The 16,757-nt window shown below is 66.2% G+C and carries 13 protein-coding genes; 6 read left to right on the forward strand and 7 right to left on the reverse strand.

Annotation, left to right across the window (positions count from 1 at the left end; all coding sequences use genetic code 11):
- Window positions 1-43: 43 nt before the first annotated feature.
- Window positions 44-832 carry a pyrroline-5-carboxylate reductase family protein gene (locus VNQ78_RS17110; protein ID WP_325692015.1) on the forward strand — a complete coding sequence of 263 codons (789 nt, stop codon included), beginning with the start codon at window positions 44-46 and terminating at the stop codon, window positions 830-832.
- Here the strand turns inward: VNQ78_RS17110 and putA are convergent.
- Window positions 829-4,227, reverse strand: a complete 3,399-nt coding sequence (gene putA, locus VNQ78_RS17115; protein ID WP_325692017.1) for a bifunctional proline dehydrogenase/L-glutamate gamma-semialdehyde dehydrogenase PutA — start codon at window positions 4,225-4,227, stop codon at window positions 829-831. The genes VNQ78_RS17110 and putA overlap by 4 nt on opposite strands.
- A 111-nt stretch (window positions 4,228-4,338) precedes the next feature.
- Between putA and VNQ78_RS17120 the strand changes: the two genes are divergently transcribed.
- On the forward strand, window positions 4,339-4,803 hold the full coding sequence (locus VNQ78_RS17120; protein WP_325692019.1) for an Lrp/AsnC family transcriptional regulator: 465 nt from the start codon (window positions 4,339-4,341) through the stop codon (window positions 4,801-4,803).
- Window positions 4,804-5,059: 256 nt separating this feature from the next.
- On the opposite strand, the gene VNQ78_RS17125 is transcribed toward VNQ78_RS17120, so the two are convergent.
- Complete coding sequence (locus VNQ78_RS17125) at window positions 5,060-5,890, reverse strand: alpha/beta hydrolase (protein WP_325692021.1); 831 nt, start codon at window positions 5,888-5,890, stop codon at window positions 5,060-5,062.
- Window positions 5,891-6,034: 144 nt separating this feature from the next.
- Between VNQ78_RS17125 and VNQ78_RS17130 the strand changes: the two genes are divergently transcribed.
- Both VNQ78_RS17130 and VNQ78_RS17135 read left to right on the forward strand, forming a co-directional pair.
- Window positions 6,035-6,448, forward strand: coding sequence for a DUF1801 domain-containing protein (locus tag VNQ78_RS17130; RefSeq protein WP_325692023.1), 414 nt, complete (start codon window positions 6,035-6,037; stop codon window positions 6,446-6,448).
- Window positions 6,449-6,496: 48 nt separating this feature from the next.
- Window positions 6,497-7,264, forward strand: coding sequence for an SDR family NAD(P)-dependent oxidoreductase (locus VNQ78_RS17135; RefSeq protein WP_325692025.1), 768 nt, complete (start codon window positions 6,497-6,499; stop codon window positions 7,262-7,264).
- 48 nt (window positions 7,265-7,312) lie between these two features.
- Here VNQ78_RS17135 and katG read toward each other — a convergent pair whose 3' ends face one another.
- The 3 genes from katG to VNQ78_RS17150 form a co-directional block, all read right to left on the reverse strand.
- Window positions 7,313-9,541, reverse strand: coding sequence for a catalase/peroxidase HPI (gene katG, locus VNQ78_RS17140; protein WP_325692029.1), 2,229 nt, complete (start codon window positions 9,539-9,541; stop codon window positions 7,313-7,315).
- A 152-nt stretch (window positions 9,542-9,693) separates the two neighbouring features.
- Entirely contained in the window at window positions 9,694-11,271 is a 1,578-nt protein-coding gene (locus VNQ78_RS17145; protein ID WP_325692031.1) for a DHA2 family efflux MFS transporter permease subunit, read from the reverse strand.
- 3 nt (window positions 11,272-11,274) lie between these two features.
- Window positions 11,275-12,480, reverse strand: coding sequence for an HlyD family secretion protein (locus VNQ78_RS17150; RefSeq protein ID WP_325692033.1), 1,206 nt, complete (start codon window positions 12,478-12,480; stop codon window positions 11,275-11,277).
- 168 nt (window positions 12,481-12,648) lie between these two features.
- On the opposite strand from VNQ78_RS17150, the gene VNQ78_RS17155 reads away from it, so the two are divergent.
- Window positions 12,649-13,308 (forward strand): TetR/AcrR family transcriptional regulator, encoded by a 660-nt coding sequence (locus VNQ78_RS17155; RefSeq protein ID WP_325692035.1) that lies wholly within the window; start codon window positions 12,649-12,651, stop codon window positions 13,306-13,308.
- A 327-nt stretch (window positions 13,309-13,635) separates the two neighbouring features.
- Window positions 13,636-14,319 (forward strand): Crp/Fnr family transcriptional regulator, encoded by a 684-nt coding sequence (locus tag VNQ78_RS17160; RefSeq protein ID WP_325692044.1) that lies wholly within the window; start codon window positions 13,636-13,638, stop codon window positions 14,317-14,319.
- On the opposite strand, the gene VNQ78_RS17165 is transcribed toward VNQ78_RS17160, so the two are convergent.
- Together VNQ78_RS17165 and VNQ78_RS17170 are read right to left on the reverse strand one after the other, a co-directional pair.
- Entirely contained in the window at window positions 14,312-15,301 is a 990-nt protein-coding gene (locus VNQ78_RS17165; protein ID WP_325692037.1) for a bile acid:sodium symporter family protein, read from the reverse strand. The genes VNQ78_RS17160 and VNQ78_RS17165 overlap by 8 nt on opposite strands.
- A gap of 19 nt (window positions 15,302-15,320) precedes the next feature.
- Window positions 15,321-16,757, reverse strand: a 1,437-nt coding sequence (locus tag VNQ78_RS17170) for a gamma-glutamyltransferase family protein (protein WP_325692039.1), incomplete at its 5' end; no start/stop codon positions are given.

The raw sequence follows: 16,757 nt of genomic DNA on the forward strand, positions 1-16,757 counted from the left end.
CCCGGCTTCGTGACTGCATGAGCGAGAAGACAGAGGGGACGCGATGCGCATAGGGATCATCGGTGCAACGGGATGGCTAGGCTCATCGCTGGGGCGGCGGCTGCTGTCGCTGGGCATCCTGACACCGGGAGAGTTGCTGCTTTTGAACCGCAGCGGGCCGCGGCCGGATTATCACGGGCATCAGGTCGAATGGGCCGCAGATGCACGGGATCTGGCCCGGCGGTCAGACGTGATCGTCGTCTCCGTCCGGCCGGAGGACTGGCCCGCGCTGGACCTGAAAGCAACGGGCAAGCTGGTCATCTCCTTCATGGCCGGGGTCGGTCCGCGCGATCTTTCACGCTCGGGCGGGCGCATCGTCCGGGTCATGCCGAATGCGGCGGCCGAGATCGGGGCATCCTATTCCCCCTTCTGGGCCGCTGCGGATGTGACCGAAGCCGACCGCGAGACGGTCATCAGGCTGCTTTCGGCAATCGGAACCTCGGACGAATTGCCCGAGGAGGCGCAGATCGACCTGATGACGGCGCTGCCCGGCTCGGGCGCGGCCTATCCGGCGCTGATGGCGGTCGCGATGGCAGGTTACATGCGGGATCAGGGCGTGCCCGACCATATCGCATGGCGCGCGACCGAGGCGGCGGTCTGTGGCGGCGCCGCCATGCTTGCTGGCCGGATCGGCGAAGCCGAGACGCTGCTCGCCGCCTATCGCGACTATCGCGGCACCACCGCCGCCGGTCTGGACGCGGCCGAGGCGGCGGGATTCTCGACCTCCATCACCCGCGCGCTGGAGGCCGCGACCCGGAAGGCGCGCCAGATGGGCGGCTCCACGCAGGACTAGCCAGCCAGCAGCGCGGCATTGCCGCCAGCTGCGGTGGTATCGACGCAAAGATGCCGCTCATGCGCGACATGGGCGAGGTCGGGCATCGCCGTGACCAGCGGCACGATCGGCCCTTGCCGTTCGGCCAGTGCCGCCGCATAGGCCCGGCCCTGCGCCTCGTCGCCCCACCAGAGGACCGCGGAAAGCTGCGGCAGCCGGGTCAGCGCCTCGGGCGGCAGCGCGCCATCCGCCGCAATGGCAAAGCCCCCAAGTGCCTCGACCGCGCGACCCTGCGCCTCGGCCGCCTCGCGGCCCGGCCCGAGGCAGAGCAGCGGAGAACGGGCATGGGCGGACAGGCGGTTCAACTCTCCGGTCGGGCCGGGCATCAGGCGTTCCTCGATCAGCTTTGGCTGGTCCACGCCCAAGGCGGCGCGGAGGCGCGCCTCGTCAGCCTGATGCTGCCACGTTCCGGCCTGCGCCACCGGACCGGCAGCCCGGAAGAAACGCGGCACATATTGCGGCCCGCCCGCCTTGGGACCGGTGCCCGACAGCCCCTCGCCGCCAAAGGGCTGGCTGCCGACCACCGCACCGATCTGGTTGCGGTTCACATAGATATTGCCGGCATGGATCGCGTCCGAAACCTCCTGCACGCGGCTGTCGATGCGGGTGTGTAGCCCGAAGGTCAGGCCGAAACCGCGCGCGTTGATATCGGAGATCACCTTGCCCAGCTGATTGCTGCGGAAGGTGGCGACATGGAGGACGGGGCCGAAGATCTCGCGCTCCAGATCCTTGATGCCGTTCACGCGCATCAATGTCGGCGGGATGAAGAACCCCTGCCCCGGCACGTCGAGCTTGTGCAGGACACGGCCCGCATTGGCCTCCAGATACTCTCCGATCTCCTTCTGCGCCTTGGGGTCGATCACCGGCCCCACATCGGTCGAAAGCTCCCAAGGATCGCCGACCTGCAATTCATCCATCGCGCCCTTGATCATCTCAATCAGATGCGGGGCGATGTCCTCCTGCACGTAAAGGCAGCGCAAGGCCGAGCAGCGCTGGCCCGCCGACCTGAACGAGGAGGCCACGATATCCCGCACCGCCTGTTCGGGCAGCGCGGTCGAATCCACGATCATCGCGTTCAGCCCGCCGGTCTCGGCGATCAGCGGCGTGCCGGGGGCCAGATGGGCGGCCATGTTCCGGGCGATGGTCTGCGCGGTCGCGGTCGAGCCGGTAAAGACCATGCCCGCCACGCGCGGATCGGCGCTGATCGCCGTGCCGACCACGCCGCCGCGTCCGGTCAGCAGTTGCAGCGCCGCGACCGGCACGCCCGCCTGATGCAAAAGCTGCACGCCAAGCGCCGCGACGATAGGCGTCGCCTCGGCCGGCTTGGCGATGACCGCGTTCCCGGCCATCAGCGCCGCCGCAATCTGTCCGGTGAAGATCGCCAGCGGAAAGTTCCACGGGCTGATCGCGGCGACAATGCCGCGCGGGGCGTCGGAACAATTCTCGCCTTCGGCCGCGTAGTAGCGCAGGAAATCCACCGCCTCGCGCAGCTCGGCCACCGCATCGGCCAAGGATTTTCCGGCCTCGCGCCCGAGGATGCCAAAGATCCGCGCGGCATTCGCCTCGTAAAGGTCGGCGGCCGCGCGCAGCACCCGCGCGCGTTCGGCGGCGGGAACGTCCCAGACCCGCGCGTCGTCGATGGCTCGCGCCGCCGTCGCCGCATCGACCATCATCACCTGCGCGATCCGGTCGCTGGTCGCGGGGTTCACCACGTCCTGCATCTGGCCCGTCGCCGCCGTGACGGTCAGCGGCAAGGCATCGGGGATCGGCAGGTCGCGGGCCGCGTCGAGGCGGGCAAGCGTCTCCTCGTCATTCAGGTCGCAGCCGGCAGAGTTCCTCCGCCCCGCCCCGAACAGGTCCGTCGGAGCGCGCAGGGATTGCGGCGGACGCGCCGTCGAGAGCGCGGCGAAGGGATCGCGGGCGACCTCCTCGGGGGTGATCGATTCATCGACGATCTGGTTCACGAAGCTGCTGTTCGCACCGTTTTCCAGCAGTCGCCGCACCAGATAGGCCAGCAGGTCGCGATGCGCGCCGACGGGGGCATAGATCCGGCAGCGCCCCTTCGTCTCGCGCAGGACGATGTCATGCAGCCGCTCGCCCATGCCATGCAGGCGCTGGAACTCAAAGCGGATATCGCCAGCCATTTCCAGAATGGCGGCCACGGTCTGCGCGTTATGCGTGGCGAATTGCGGATAGATCCGGTCGGCATAGCCGATCAGCTTGCGGGCATTGGCGATATAGCTGACATCGGTTCCGACCTTCGAGGTGAAAAGCGGAAAGCCCGGAAAACCCTCGACCTGCGCGCGCTTGATCTCGGTATCCCAATAGGCGCCCTTGACCAGCCGGACCATGATGCGGCGGTCCAGCCGCCCGGCCAGCTTGTGCAGCCAATCGATTACCAGCCCGGCGCGCTTGCCATAGGCCTGCACCACGACACCGAACCCGTCCCAGCCGGCCAGCGAGGGGTCGGACAGCACCGCCTCGATCACCTTCAGGGACAGGACCAGCCGGTCCTGCTCCTCGGCGTCGATATTCATGCCCATGCCGGCGGCCTTGGCGGCCTGCGCAAGGCGCAGGACCACCGGCACCAGCTCGGCCATGACGCGGGCCTCCTGCGCGACCTCATAGCGCGGATGGAGGGCGGATAGCTTGATCGAGATGCCGGGATTGTCCTCGACCGAGCCCTTGGTGCAGGCTTTCGCGATCGAGGCGATGGCGTCGGAATAGGCGCGGTCATAACACGCGGCATCCGCGCCGGTCATCGCCGCCTCGCCCAGCATGTCATAGCTATAGGTGAAACCCTGCGCCTCGCGCTTGGCGGCGCGGTCCAGCGCGGCGTCGATGGTCTGGCCCAGCACGAATTGCCGCCCCATCTCCTTCATCGCGCGACCGACGGCGGAACGGATCACCGGCTCGCCCAAACGGCGGACCATGCGGCGCAGCGTGCCCGCCTGATCGTCGTCCAGCACCTTGCCGGTCAGCATCAAGGCCCAGGTCGAGGCGTTGACAAGGCTCGACGACGCCTCGCCCAGATGCCTGCCCCAGTCCGATGGGGCGATCTTGTCCTCGATCAGCGCGTCGATGGTCTGGCGGTCGGGGACGCGCAGCATCGCCTCGGCCAGACACATCAGCGCCACACCCTCGCGCGTCGACAGGCCGTATTCGGCCAGGAAATGCTCCATCATCGTCGGCCGCGCCTCGACCCGGATGCGACGCACCAGATCGGCGGCGCGGGCGGTAATGGCGGCGCGCTGCCTGTCATCCAGCCCGGCCTGCGCGACCAACCCCTGCAAAAGCGCGGCCTCGTCGGCGAACTTGGCCTTGGTCGAGAATACGGCGGGGCTGAGATCGGGCATCGGGGTCTCCATTATTCGATCAGGGACAGATAGCAAAATGATGCTAGGCGATGTGTCCGAACTTGCGCTAGTGGCTAGGCGGATAGATCATTTTTTGCGGAAAAAATGGACATGGACGACAAGCTGGACACCATCGACCGCAGGATTCTGGCCGAGCTGACCGGGAATGCGCGTATTCCCATTGCAGAATTGGCGCGCAAGGTCGGACTTTCCAAGACCCCGGTGGCGCTGCGCATCCGGCATATGGAGGAAATCGGCCTGATCACCGGCTATCGCGCGATCCTGTCGCCGATGAAGCTGGGGCTGACCAATGTGACCTATCTGGAGGTCAGCATGAACGACACGCGCGAGGCCGCGTTGCAGCAGTTCAACACCGCCGTCCGCGCCATTCCCGAGGTCGAGGAGTGCTATATGATCGCTGGCGGCTGCGACTATCTCTTGAAGATCCGGTCGCGCGACATGGCCCATTTCCGCCAGATCCTGGCCGAAAAGATCTCGGTCCTGCCGCATATCAGCAATACCTCCAGCCATGTCTCGATGGAGGCGGTGGTCGAGCAGAACTTCAACCTCGGGTGACGTCCCGGCGCATTTTGCACCGGCTTTGCCATGTCGCAGCCCGCATGTCCTGCGGAGCAAGATCCGCCTGCCCCTTGGCGCCCCGACCCGGCCATCGGCAGTCGAAACGGGACAGTGCAGTCCGGGACAGCAAGCCCCGGACTGCGCCTTGTCGCATTAACGGATTGGTCAGAAAGGAAATCGTCAGAAGAGGCATGAACTATTGCCCCGCCTATACCCGCCAAGGGTGACGCACATGTGACGAAATCGCCCCGATTCAAGCCAGATCCAGCAGGGTCCGAACCAGCGGATGCCCGGCATCCGTCAGCCCGTCGACGATATCGAAATGATGCCGGCCCGCCTCCTCCACCGCTTCGGTCGCCGCACCCAGCCCCAGCCAGATATTCGCAAGCAATGCGCTCTGCCGCCTGAACTCGGAGGTTTCCGCCCCGCCGACCCAGCAGGTGAGGCGCGTTCCCGGCGCGGGCCGCAGCAAGGCCGGGCTTTCCGCAAGCGCCTCGGCCTCGTCCAGCGCGAGGGGGGCGCATTGCGGGACATGCAAAAGCGGGCGCAGGTCGTGAAGGCCCGAGATCGAGACGACCCCGGCGATGCGCGCCTGCATCTCCGGCGACAGCGGCGCATCCATGCAAGCCATCCGGCTGGCCAGATGCCCCCCGGCCGAATGCCCGACCAGCCGGATCGGACCAGCCACCATGCCGGCAGCGGCAGTGATGGCCGCGCCGATCTCGGCCGTGATGCCGGTAATGCGGATGGTCGGGCATAGCGAATATTCGGGAACCGCCACGGCAAAGCCATGGAGGAGCGGCCCCGCCGCCAGATGCGACCAGAAGCTCCGGTCGGACTGCATCCAGAAACCGCCATGAATATAGACGACCAGCCCGCGCGGCGTCGCCATGGGCATGAACAGGTCGAGCCGGTTGCGCGACCCCGGCCCATAGGCAAGCCCCATCCGCGCGCGCCCCTCGGCCTCAACCGCCTCGCGGAAGGCCCGCGCTGGCCCGACCCACCGCTCCGGCCATGAGGTGCCGTCCGGGATATTCCCGGTATTGTCATAGACCCAGCCCCAGTCGGTGACGGTTTCCAGCATTTCCCCTCCGCTCCAGCCTCGCATCAGGCCGCCTCCCTTCTAGGAGAGCCGCTGGGACTTGGGAATTGCGAAGCTGCATCCGGGGCATGACAGCCCCGCCTTTCCGTGGATAGGGTTGGGCGGAGCCAATCGGGAGGGAGTGACATGGCTGATATGGAAAGCGGAGAGGACGCCCCGGCGCTGATCGACCGGCGCATCCATGAGTTGAACGACTGGCGCGGCGAGACGCTGGCCCATATCCGCAGGCTGATCCTCGATTGCGACCCCGCCATCATCGAGGAATGGAAATGGCGCGGCGTCCCGGTCTGGTCCCGCGAGGGGATCATCTGCACCGGAGAAACCTACAAGTCGGTGGTGAAGCTGACCTTCGCCAAGGGCGCCTCTCTGGACGACCCGGACGGACTGTTCAACGCAAGCCTCGAGGGCAATACCCGCCGCGCGATCGACCTGCATGAGGGCGAGACGATTGACGCCAGCTCGTTCCAGACCCTCGTTCGCGCGGCGATCGCGCTGAACCTTGCGAAGAAGAAGGGCAAGGCGAGCAAGGGCGGTGCCTGAACTCGACGCGCCTCACGGACCTGAAATTTTCTCACCGAGGATGATTGCATGACGGATGTATTCGGATTTCGCGACCTGAAGGCGCTGGTGACCGGGGCAAGTTCGGGGATCGGCCATCGGGTGGCCGAGGCGCTGGCCGGGCATGGTGCGGCGGTCGCGGTGCATTACAACCAGAGCGCCGGGGCAGCCGAGGCATTGGTCGCCCGGATCGAGGCAGAGGGCGGACGGGCCGTCGCGGTCCAGGCCGATCTCAGGACGGATGACGCCGCCGAGGGGCTGGTGGCAAGGGCCGCCGAGGCTTTGGGCGGCATCGACATCCTTGTCAACAATGCCGGTGCGATGGGATCCCGCCAGACATTCGCCGCAGCCGGGGGCGGGCTCGCGAATGAGGTCTTCGACCTGAACTGCCGCTCGCTCGTCAGCGTGACCCATGCCGCCCTGCCCTTCCTGCGCGTCTCGGGCGCGGCGGCGGTCGTCAATACCGGCTCGATCGCCGGGCGGAACGGTGGCGGTCCGGGCGCGGGCTTCTATGCCGCCGCCAAGGGCTATGTCCATACCGTCACCCGTGGCATGGCGCGCGAATTCGCGCCGCTGGGCATCCGCGTCAATGCGGTGGCGCCCGGTGTGATCGACACGCCATTCCACGCGACCACCCCGCCCGAGGTCATGGCTTCGCTCAGGGCGTCGATCCCGCTCGGCAGGCTCGGCACGACCGAGGATTGCGTCGGCCCCTATCTCTTCCTCTGCTCGCCGAAGCTCAGCGCCTATGTGACGGGGCAGATCCTCGACGTGAATGGCGGGCAATACATGCCATAGGCGAAACGAAACAGGGGCGCGGGTTTTCGCCCGCGCCCCCTCGTGTCCTCAGGCCTTCTGCTTCAGGTCGAAGCGGTCGGCATTCATGACCTTCGACCAGGCCTTGCCGAAATCGGCGACGAACTTCGCTTTCGCGTCGTCCTGCGCATAGACCTCGGCAATAGCGCGCAATTGCGAGTTCGAGCCGAAGACCAGATCGACGCGGGTGGCGGTCCATTTCGGCGCGCCGGTCTTGCGATCGGTGCCGTCAAACACGTCCTGCGCCTCCGACTGGGCCTTCCAGACCGTGTCCATGCTGAGCAGATTGACGAAGAAATCATTCGTCAACTGGCCGGGCCGGTTGGTCAGCACGCCATGCGCGGTGCCGCCATGGTTGGCGTCAAGCGCGCGCAGCCCGCCGACCAGCACGGTCATCTCGGGCGCGGTCAGCGTCAGAAGCTGCGCCCGGTCGACCAGCAACTCCTCGGCCGGGACCGCGAACTGCTTGCGCTGATAGTTGCGGAAGCCGTCGGCCAGGGGCTCCATCCAGTCGAAGCTCTCGATATCGGTCTGCTCCTGCGTCGCGTCGCCGCGGCCGGGATGGAAGGGCAGCGCCAGATCGTGACCCGCGGCCTTCGCCCCGGCCTCGACCGCGGCATCGCCCGCCAGCACGATCAGGTCGGCGAGCGAGATCTTCTTCGCGCCCTTGGCGTCGAAGCCGGCCTTGATGCCCTCCAGCACGGAAAGCACGCGGGCCAGTTCCTCGGGCTGGTTCGCTTCCCAGTCCTTCTGCGGCGCCAGCCGGATGCGCGCGCCATTGGCCCCGCCGCGATAATCCGAGCCGCGGAAGGTCGAGGCCGAGGACCAGGCAGTACGGATCAGCTCCGCCGGCGCGAGGCCCGAGGCCAGCACCTCGGCCTTGAGGGTCGCGACATCGGCCGCATCGACCAGCGGATGATCGGGCGCGGGGATCGGATCCTGCCAGATCAGGTCTTCGGCCGGAACCTCTGGACCCAGATACAGCACCTTCGGTCCCATGTCGCGGTGGGTCAGCTTGAACCACGCGCGGGCAAAGGCATCGGCGAACTGGTCCGGGTTCTCGTAGAAGCGGCGCGAGATCGGGCCGTAGATCGGGTCGAAGCGCAGCGACAGGTCGGTGGTCAGCATCGAGGGCGCGATGCGCTTTGACGGATCATGCGCATCGGGCACGGTGCCGGCACCGGCGCCGTCCTTGGGCTTCCACTGCCACGCGCCCGCCGGGGATTTCGTCAGCTCCCATTCATAGTCCAACAGGTTCCTGAAGAAGCCCTGGCTCCATTGCGTCGGCTGCTGGGTCCATACCACCTCCAGCCCGGAGGAGATCGCATCGCCGCCAAAGCCCGAGCCGTGGCTGCTGGCCCAGCCGAGGCCCTGCAATTCGATCGCCGAGCCTTCGGGATCGGCGCCGACATGGGTGGCCTCGCCCGCGCCATGGGTCTTGCCGAAGGTATGGCCGCCGGCGATCAGCGCCACGGTTTCCTCGTCATTCATCGCCATGCGGCTGAAGGTCTCGCGGATGTCCTTGGCGGCAAGCAGCGGATCGGGGTTGCCGTCCGGCCCCTCGGGGTTGACATAGATCAGGCCCATCTGCACCGCGGCCAGCGGGCTTTCCAGCTCACGCTCGCCCGAATAGCGGCTGCCTTTCGATCCGCTCAGCGCCAGCCATTCGACTTCCGAGCCCCAATAGATGTCCTCGAGCGGCTCCCAGACATCGACACGTCCGCCGCCGAAACCGAAGGTCTTGAAGCCCATCGATTCCAGCGCCACGTTGCCGGTCAGGATCAGCAGGTCGGCCCAGCTGAGGCTGTTGCCGTATTTCTGCTTGATCGGCCAGATCAGCCGCCGCGCCTTGTCGAGGTTGACGTTGTCCGGCCAGGAGTTCAGCGGCGCAAACCGCTGCGCGCCCGCCCGCGCCCCGCCCCGGCCATCGGCCGTGCGGTAGGTTCCGGCGCTGTGCCAGGCCATGCGGATGAAAAGCGGCCCGTAATGGCCCCAATCCGCCGGCCACCAGTCCTGGCTGTCGGTCATCAGCGCGCGAAGGTCGGCCTTGACCGCCTCGAGGTCCAGTTTCTTGAACTCCTCGGCATAGTCGAAGGACTCGCCCAGCGGGTTCAACTGCGCATTGTCCTGATGCAGGATCTTGAGGTTGAGCTGGTTCGGCCACCACTCGCGGTTCGAGCGTGCATCCGCACGCGTCGTCCGGTTCGTCCCATGCATCACAGGGCAACCGCCCCCGCTCTTCACTACCTTGTCGTCCATGGCTGCTCCCTTCACTGACTGGCGACCTCGACACGATGCCCGCGTGGCGTCGGCCTCGGATGACTCGCATCACGGGAACCTTAATAGCGCATTGCGACGATTAGATTAATTTCTAATGTCTAATGGCGTTCATAACACCGGGTTATACGCCATCAATGCGCGTCGCCACCCGCCGCCTTGCCGGGCCTTTCGACAAAGAACAGCATCAAGCCCAGTCCGGCGAAGATCAGGACGAGCAGCAGGAAGATGTCGGAAAGCGACAGGATCACCGCCTGCAACCGCGCCATGCTGGTCACGGTCGCAAGCGCCGCTGTCTCGGCCGCGTCGCCAAGCGCGGAATAGGCCTGCGTCAGCATGCCGATGGCCTGGTTCGCGGCATCGTTGCCGGGGTTCACCGCCTCGGCCAGACGGGCGTAATGCACGTCCTCGCGATGGGACAGGATCGTGTTGATCAGCGCAAGGCCCACCGCACCGCCAAGGTTCCGCGTCAGGTTAAAAAGACCCGAGGCATTCTTGATCTTCTCGGGCGGCAGCATCCCCAGCGCGATGTTCGAGACCGGCACCATGCAGAGCATCAGCGAGACGCCCCTCAGCACCTGCGGCACGAAGATCTCCCAATAGTCCCAATCCTCGGTCAGCCCGGTCATCATCCAGCAGCTAAGCGCGAAGAGCGAGAAGCCGAGCCCCATCATCAGCCGCGGATCGACGCTTTGCGACAGGCGACCGGCGATCGGGGCGGTCATGAACATCGCCACGCCCGAGACCATCATCGCTTCGCCGATCTGGAGCGAATTATAGTCGCGCACGGCCGAGAGATAGACCGGGAAGATATAGATGAGGCCATAAAGCCCGATCCCCAGACCGAAGGAAAAGATAGATCCCATGGCAAAGTTGCGGTCGCCAAAGGCGTCGAGGCGCACGATCGGTTCCTCGGCGGTGAAGGCCCGCCAGAAGAACAGGAATATCCCCACGATCATCACCGCCGTCATCATCACGATCATCTCGTCGGCGAACCAGTCATCGCCCGCCCCTTCCTCGAGCACATATTCCATCGCGCCCAGCATCAGCGCGAGGCCGAGAAAGCCCCACCAGTCGAAGCGTTTCAGAAGGCTGAGATCCGGCTTGTCGAAATCAATCAGGAAGAAGGCGGCGGTGGTGACGATGATGCCGGGGATGACGTTGATGAAGAACAGCCAGTGCCAGCTCATGTATTCGGTGAGATACCCCCCGAGCGTCGGGCCGATCGTCGGGGCGAGGGTCGCGACCAGACCGATCATCGGCGAGACGATGTGCATCTTGGACCGCGGGAAGATCGTATAGGCGCAAGCGAACACGGTCGGGATCATCGCCCCGCCGATGAAGCCCTGAAGCGCCCGCCACAGGATCATCTCGCCCATCGAGTTCGAGAGCCCGCAGAGCAGGCTCATCAGCGTGAAGCCGCCCGCCGAGATGGTGAACAGCCAGCGCGTCGACAGCATCCGCGAGAGATAGCCGGAAAGCGGGATCATGATGACCTCCGCGATCAGGTAGGAGGTCTGGATCCACGGGATCTCGTCACCCGAGGCAGCAAGCCCGGCCTGAATCTCGGACAGCGAGGCCGAGACGATCTGGATGTCCAGGATCGCCATGAACATGCCCAGCACCATCAAAAGGAAGGTGATCAGGCGGCGGGGGTCTATGCGGTCGTCATCGACGACCGCCACCCCGCTGGCCGCGGCCGCGCCGGCCATGGCTCAGCCTCCGGTCCGCGTGGAATGCTGCGCATTGGCGCCCTGCTCGAGCGAACTCGTCAGCGCGTCCTGCGGCGGGGCGACATTGCCCCGCCCCCGCTCCTTGACCGGGGCGGGCATCAGGGGCCGATCCTCGCCGGTGCGGGTATCGACCTCGGCGACGACCGACATGCCGGGCCGCAACGGCAGATGGGTGCGGCTTTCGGCGTCGATGGTGATGCGGACGGGCACGCGCTGAACGACCTTGGTGAAGTTGCCGGTGGCGTTCGAGGCGGGCAGCAGGCTGAAAACCTGCCCGGTTCCGGCCGCCATGCTCTCGACCGTGCCGTGCAGGACTTCATCGGGCCAGGCATCGACGCGGACGGAAACGCTGGCGCCCGGATGGATATGGGCGATCTGAGTTTCCTTGAAATTCGCCTCGACATAGATGTCCTGAACGGGAACCAGTGTTCCGATCCGGCTGCCGGTGGTGACGAAGGATCCGACCTCGACCTGCCGTTCGGTCAGGACGCCGGCGAAGGGGGCGCGGATCTCGGTGAAGCCCAGATCGCGCTCGGCCTGCTTGACCGCCGTGCGCGCCGCGCGCGCGTCCAGCGCCGCGCTGTCCTGCTTGGCGTGAAGCACGGTCAGTTCGGCCTCTGCCTGGCTCAGCGCGGCCTCGGCGCTCTTGACCTGGGCGGCCGCGCTTTTCGCCGTCGCCTCGGCTGCGTCGACCGCCGCCTGCGTCCCGGCCGAGCTGCTTTTCAGCTCACGCGCGCGATTATAGGATTTCTGCGCCCCGTCATTGGTGGCCGTGGCTGCCGCAAGTGCCGCCTCCGCCTGCGCGATCGCGGCATTGCCCGAGCGGATCTGCGCCTCAAGCTGGGACTGCGCGCTTTGCGCCAGCGCCAGATTGTTCTCAGCCGTCTCAAGCGCAAGGTCATAATCCTCGGGGTCGATCCGCGCGATCACCTGATCCCGCTCGACCGCCGCATCCGGCGCAACCAGCATCTCGGACACATAGCCGGTTGCGCGGGCCTGCAGCGTGATCAGGTCGGCCTGCAGATAGGCGTCATCCGTCGACTCGTGGAAACGGCCGAAACTGTACCAGTGCCAGCCTTCATAGGCGGCGGCCGAGATCACCAGAATACCCAGGATGGCAAGGACGCGCTTGGCCTTGCCGGACTTTGCCCGCGGTTTCTCGGTCGGGCTGTCTGCATTGGACGACATTGCTGCGGCCTCTCGGTTGTCAGTCGCCAGCGGCGTTCGGTTTTTACGGATTGCACCCGGCCTCGGGAATCGGGGCCGGGTGCTGCTTGTCATAGAATACAATTGACCGAACCGTTCGGTCAATCTTACAATGCGCCTATTGAGGATCCGCCTTTCCCGAGGATTTGGATGAAGATGACCGATACGACGCCAGAGCCATCGGGCCAGGGCGAGCCTGTCGATACCCCGAAACGGCAGCAGATTCTGGACGGCGCGCGCCGGATGTTCCTTTCCAAGGGATTCGAAGGCGCGTCGATGCAGGATGTCGCCCGCGCGGCGGGAGTCTCCAAGGGCACGCTCTACGTCTATTTCGACAGCAAGGAGGCGATGTTCGAGGCGCTGGTGCTGAAGGAATGCGGCCGCATGCAGGAAACGCTGCGCCGCCTTGGCTCTGGAAACGGCACGGTCGAGGATGAGCTGATGGCGATCGGCCGGCAGATGATCGGGATGCTGCTGCAACCCGAGGTGATGGGCGCCATGCGCATGATGATCGGCGCGGGCGAGAAATTCCCCAATCTTGCCCGCAAGATCTATGAATCCGGTCCCGCCCGTTCGGTGGCGACGCTGGCCGATTATCTGGACCTGCGCCATGCCCGCGGGGATCTTGTCATCGACGACAGTGCGGCGGCGGCGGCAGAGTTCGTCGATCTCATTCTTGCGGGGCTGCAAAGGCGCGCGCTGCTGATGATGCCCCCCCTCAACCCGGCCGAGGTCGAGGCCCATCTGACCCGCCGCGTCTCGCGGTTCCTGACCGGCCTCAGGCCCGAGGACGGCGGCGTCCCCGGCTGACCTGCCCTTTTGGGCAGGTTCGCGTTATTGCGCGAGAAATGTCGCCCAGCCGACATTTCTGGTCCTCGACTGCTGCTAGATGTAAGTCACCAAAGGCGTGGGAAAAGTTGTTACCCACAAAGCGTGTTGTATCGAGTAATCATTGTTTCAAGTGCATTCGTTTGCAGTTGTTTGGAGCGGGGCGCCCTTGTGTCGTCCCGCTCCGAACCACATGATGGGTTTGAACCCATCAAAGCGATCCCCATTCTTCGCAATGTCACGCACCAGTTCTTGCGACCTTCACGGAACAGACGCAGCTGTCCCCCGCCGGGAGGTTGCCGCGTGACCATGCCGCCCTCCGCCTCTCCCCTGATGGAGGCCGAGCTTCTGGACGGCCTCGGCCCGGCACAGAAGCGCGCCTTGCTGGGCGAATGCCAGCCCCGCAACTTCCGCACGGCCAAGGACATCCTGTGGCAGGGCGAAGTCACCGAGGGTTTCTACCTGGTCGAGCATGGCCAGGTGGAGGTCACCTATATCGACCATCAGGGCAATTCGATCATCGTCCATATCGCCGGACCGGGCGAGGTTCTGGGCGAGATCGAGGCGCTTTCGGGCAAACCCTGCGCCGCCAGCTGCAAGGCACTCGCGGATACGCGGCTGCTTTATTGCACGGCGGCCCAGCTTCTCAAGCATATCCCGGCAGAGATCCTTGTGGTGAACCTCGCCAGCGTCCTGCATGACCGTCTGCTGCGCGACAACAGGCAGCGCTCGATCGACCATTTCCTGACCGCCGACCAGCGCATCTGCCTTTATCTGCTGCAGTTCACCACGGCGGCGCAACCGGATCTGCGGATCAACCAGACCGATCTGGCCGCCCTTGCCGGTTGTTCGCGCCAGACCGTGAACCGCAAGCTGAACGAATTGCGCCTGCGCGACGTCATCGAGATCAGCCGCGGCCGGGTCCGCGTCCTGCTGCGCCCACCGCTGGAGCGTGAAACCCAGTCGGCCGGCGTGGATGTAAAGCTCAGCTGACCATCGCCGCACCCACGCGGGCGCGCCGCCGGGCGCTGGCCTGCGCCACCATCGCGCAGATCAACAGCTGCGACATGTGATAGACCAGCACCGGCAGCACGGTCGCCCCCACCGTCGCCGCCGGGAAAAGCGCCGTGGCGATCGGCAGCCCGCTGGCGAGGCTCTTGGTCGAGCCGCAGAAGAAGAGGACCGCCCGATCCTCGTAAGGCAGGCCAAAGACCCGCCCCGCCGCCGTCATCAGCCCAAAGACCGTGCCGAGGAAGACGAGGATGACAAGGATCAGCGCGATCAGGCTCTGGACCGGGATCTCATTCCAGAGGCCCGAGGTCGTGCCGGCGCTGAAGGCCGAATAGACGATCAGCAGGATCGAGCCGCGGTCGACGGTCAGCGTCAGGGTGCGGTGGCGCATGACGAACCCGCCGACCACCGGCCGCAGAAGCTGGCCGAGGACGAAGGGCAGCAGGATCTGCGTGCCGATCTTGACGACCGCGTCCATGCTGATCCCGCCGCCATCCTGATGCAGCATCAGGGCGACCAGCGCCGGCGTCAGCGCGACCCCGATCAGGTTCGAGAGCGAGGCCGCGCAGATCGCCGCGGGCACATTGCCCCCCGCCATCCCGGTAAAGGCGATCGAGGATTGCACCGTCGAAGGCAGCACGGCGAGGAACAGCACCCCCAGCGTCACCTGCGGCCCCAGCAGCCCGCCGAAAATCGCCGCAACCGCCAGCCCCAGCAGCGGGATGACCACATAGGTCGCGGCAAAGGTCAGCCCCTGCAGCCGCCAGTTCAGCAGACCCGCCCGGACCGAAGCCGGGTCGAGCTTTGCCCCGTAGAGGAAGAAAAGCAGCGCCACCGCCCAGTAGGTGACGTATTTCAACCCGGTCGCGGCGATGCCCTGCGCGGGCAGGATGACGCCCAGCAGCACCGTGGCGACCAGCATCATCATATAGCTGTCAATGCCGATCCGTTTCAGGAATCCCATTCTCTGCCGTCCTTCGCCTTCAATATCCCAGCGCCATGCCGTCCTTGCGGCTGTCCGACCCGCCTTCGAGCACGCCGGAGCCCTGATCGACCCGGATCGCTTGCGCGCCGCCGATCGGGGAGTCCATCACCTTCAGCTTGTGGCCCCGCGCCTCCAGCGCCTGGCGGGTCTCCTCGGGGACGGTCCGCTCCAGTTCCAGCACGCCGCCAAAGGCGAAGCTGCGCGGCTGGTCAATCGCCTCCTGCAACCCCATCTTGCGGTCGATCACGCCCGAGAGGAAGGCGGCATGGCCCGCGGCCTGATATTGCCCGCCCATCACGCCAAAGGGCATGACCACACGGCCATTTTGCGTGACCATGCCGGGGATGATCGTGTGCATCGGCCGCTTTCGCGGACCGATGGCGTTCGGATGCCCCTCGATCAACCGGAAGGACGCGCCGCGGCTGTGGAACAGGATCCCGGTCGCCGGGTCCAGACGGCCCGAGCCGAAGCCGTGGAAGATCGAGTTGATGAAGGAAAGCGCGTTGCCCGCCTCGTCCACGACGCAAAGATAGATGGTGTCCTTGTGCTCAGGCTCGTCCCACAGCGCGGGCGGCAGGGCGCGGGTCATGTCGATCCGCGCGCGGAGCGTCGCCACCACCTCGTCCGAGAGCAGCCGCTCAACCAGCCCCTCGCATTCGGCGGGGTCGCCGATCAGCGCGTCGCGGTGGTGATAGGCCAGCTTCGTCGCCTCGGCATGGACATGGATGCGGTCCGTGTCCGACAGGGCGGCCATGTCGAAACCTTCGAGGATGCGCAGGATCAGCAGCGCCGCAAGGCCTTGCCCATTCGGCGGGCATTCATGGATCTCATATCCGCGATAGCAGGCGCTGATCGGCGTCACCCAATTCGCGCCGTCGGTGGCAGCGGCAAAATCCTCGACCGTGTGAAGGCCGCCGAGGCTTTGCAGATGCGCGACCATGCGCGCCGCCGTCTCGCCTTGGTAGAAGCCCGCGGCGCCCTTCTCGGCGATCTCGCACAGGCGGTCGGCCAGCAGGGGCTGGGCATGACGCTCGCCGGGTTGCGGGGGGCGGCCGCCGGGCAGAAAGACCGCCGCGGCATGGGGATCTGCGCCGATATGCGCAGCGGTCGCGGCCCAGTCCTGCGCGACACGCGGCGTGACGGGAAAGCCGTCGGCGGCATAGCCGATGGCGCGGGCGAACAGCCGCCCCAGCGGAATGCTGCCGTGATCGGCATGAAGCCGGCACCAGGCCGAGACCGCGCCGGGAACCGTAATGGCATGGGGGCTGGTCTGGGGGATTTCGTCGCCGAGGCCCGTGGCTTTCAGCGCCGCGACGGTGGCCGCAGCCGGCGCGCGGCCCGAGCCGTTCAGCGCCCGCACCTCGCCCCCGGCCGGGGCGTAAAGGGCAAAGCAGTCCCCGCCCAGCCCGGTCATCAGCGGATCGACGACGCATTG

Source organism: Paracoccus sp. (in: a-proteobacteria) (assembly GCF_035556475.1).
Taxonomy (GTDB): Bacteria; Pseudomonadota; Alphaproteobacteria; order Rhodobacterales; family Rhodobacteraceae; genus Paracoccus.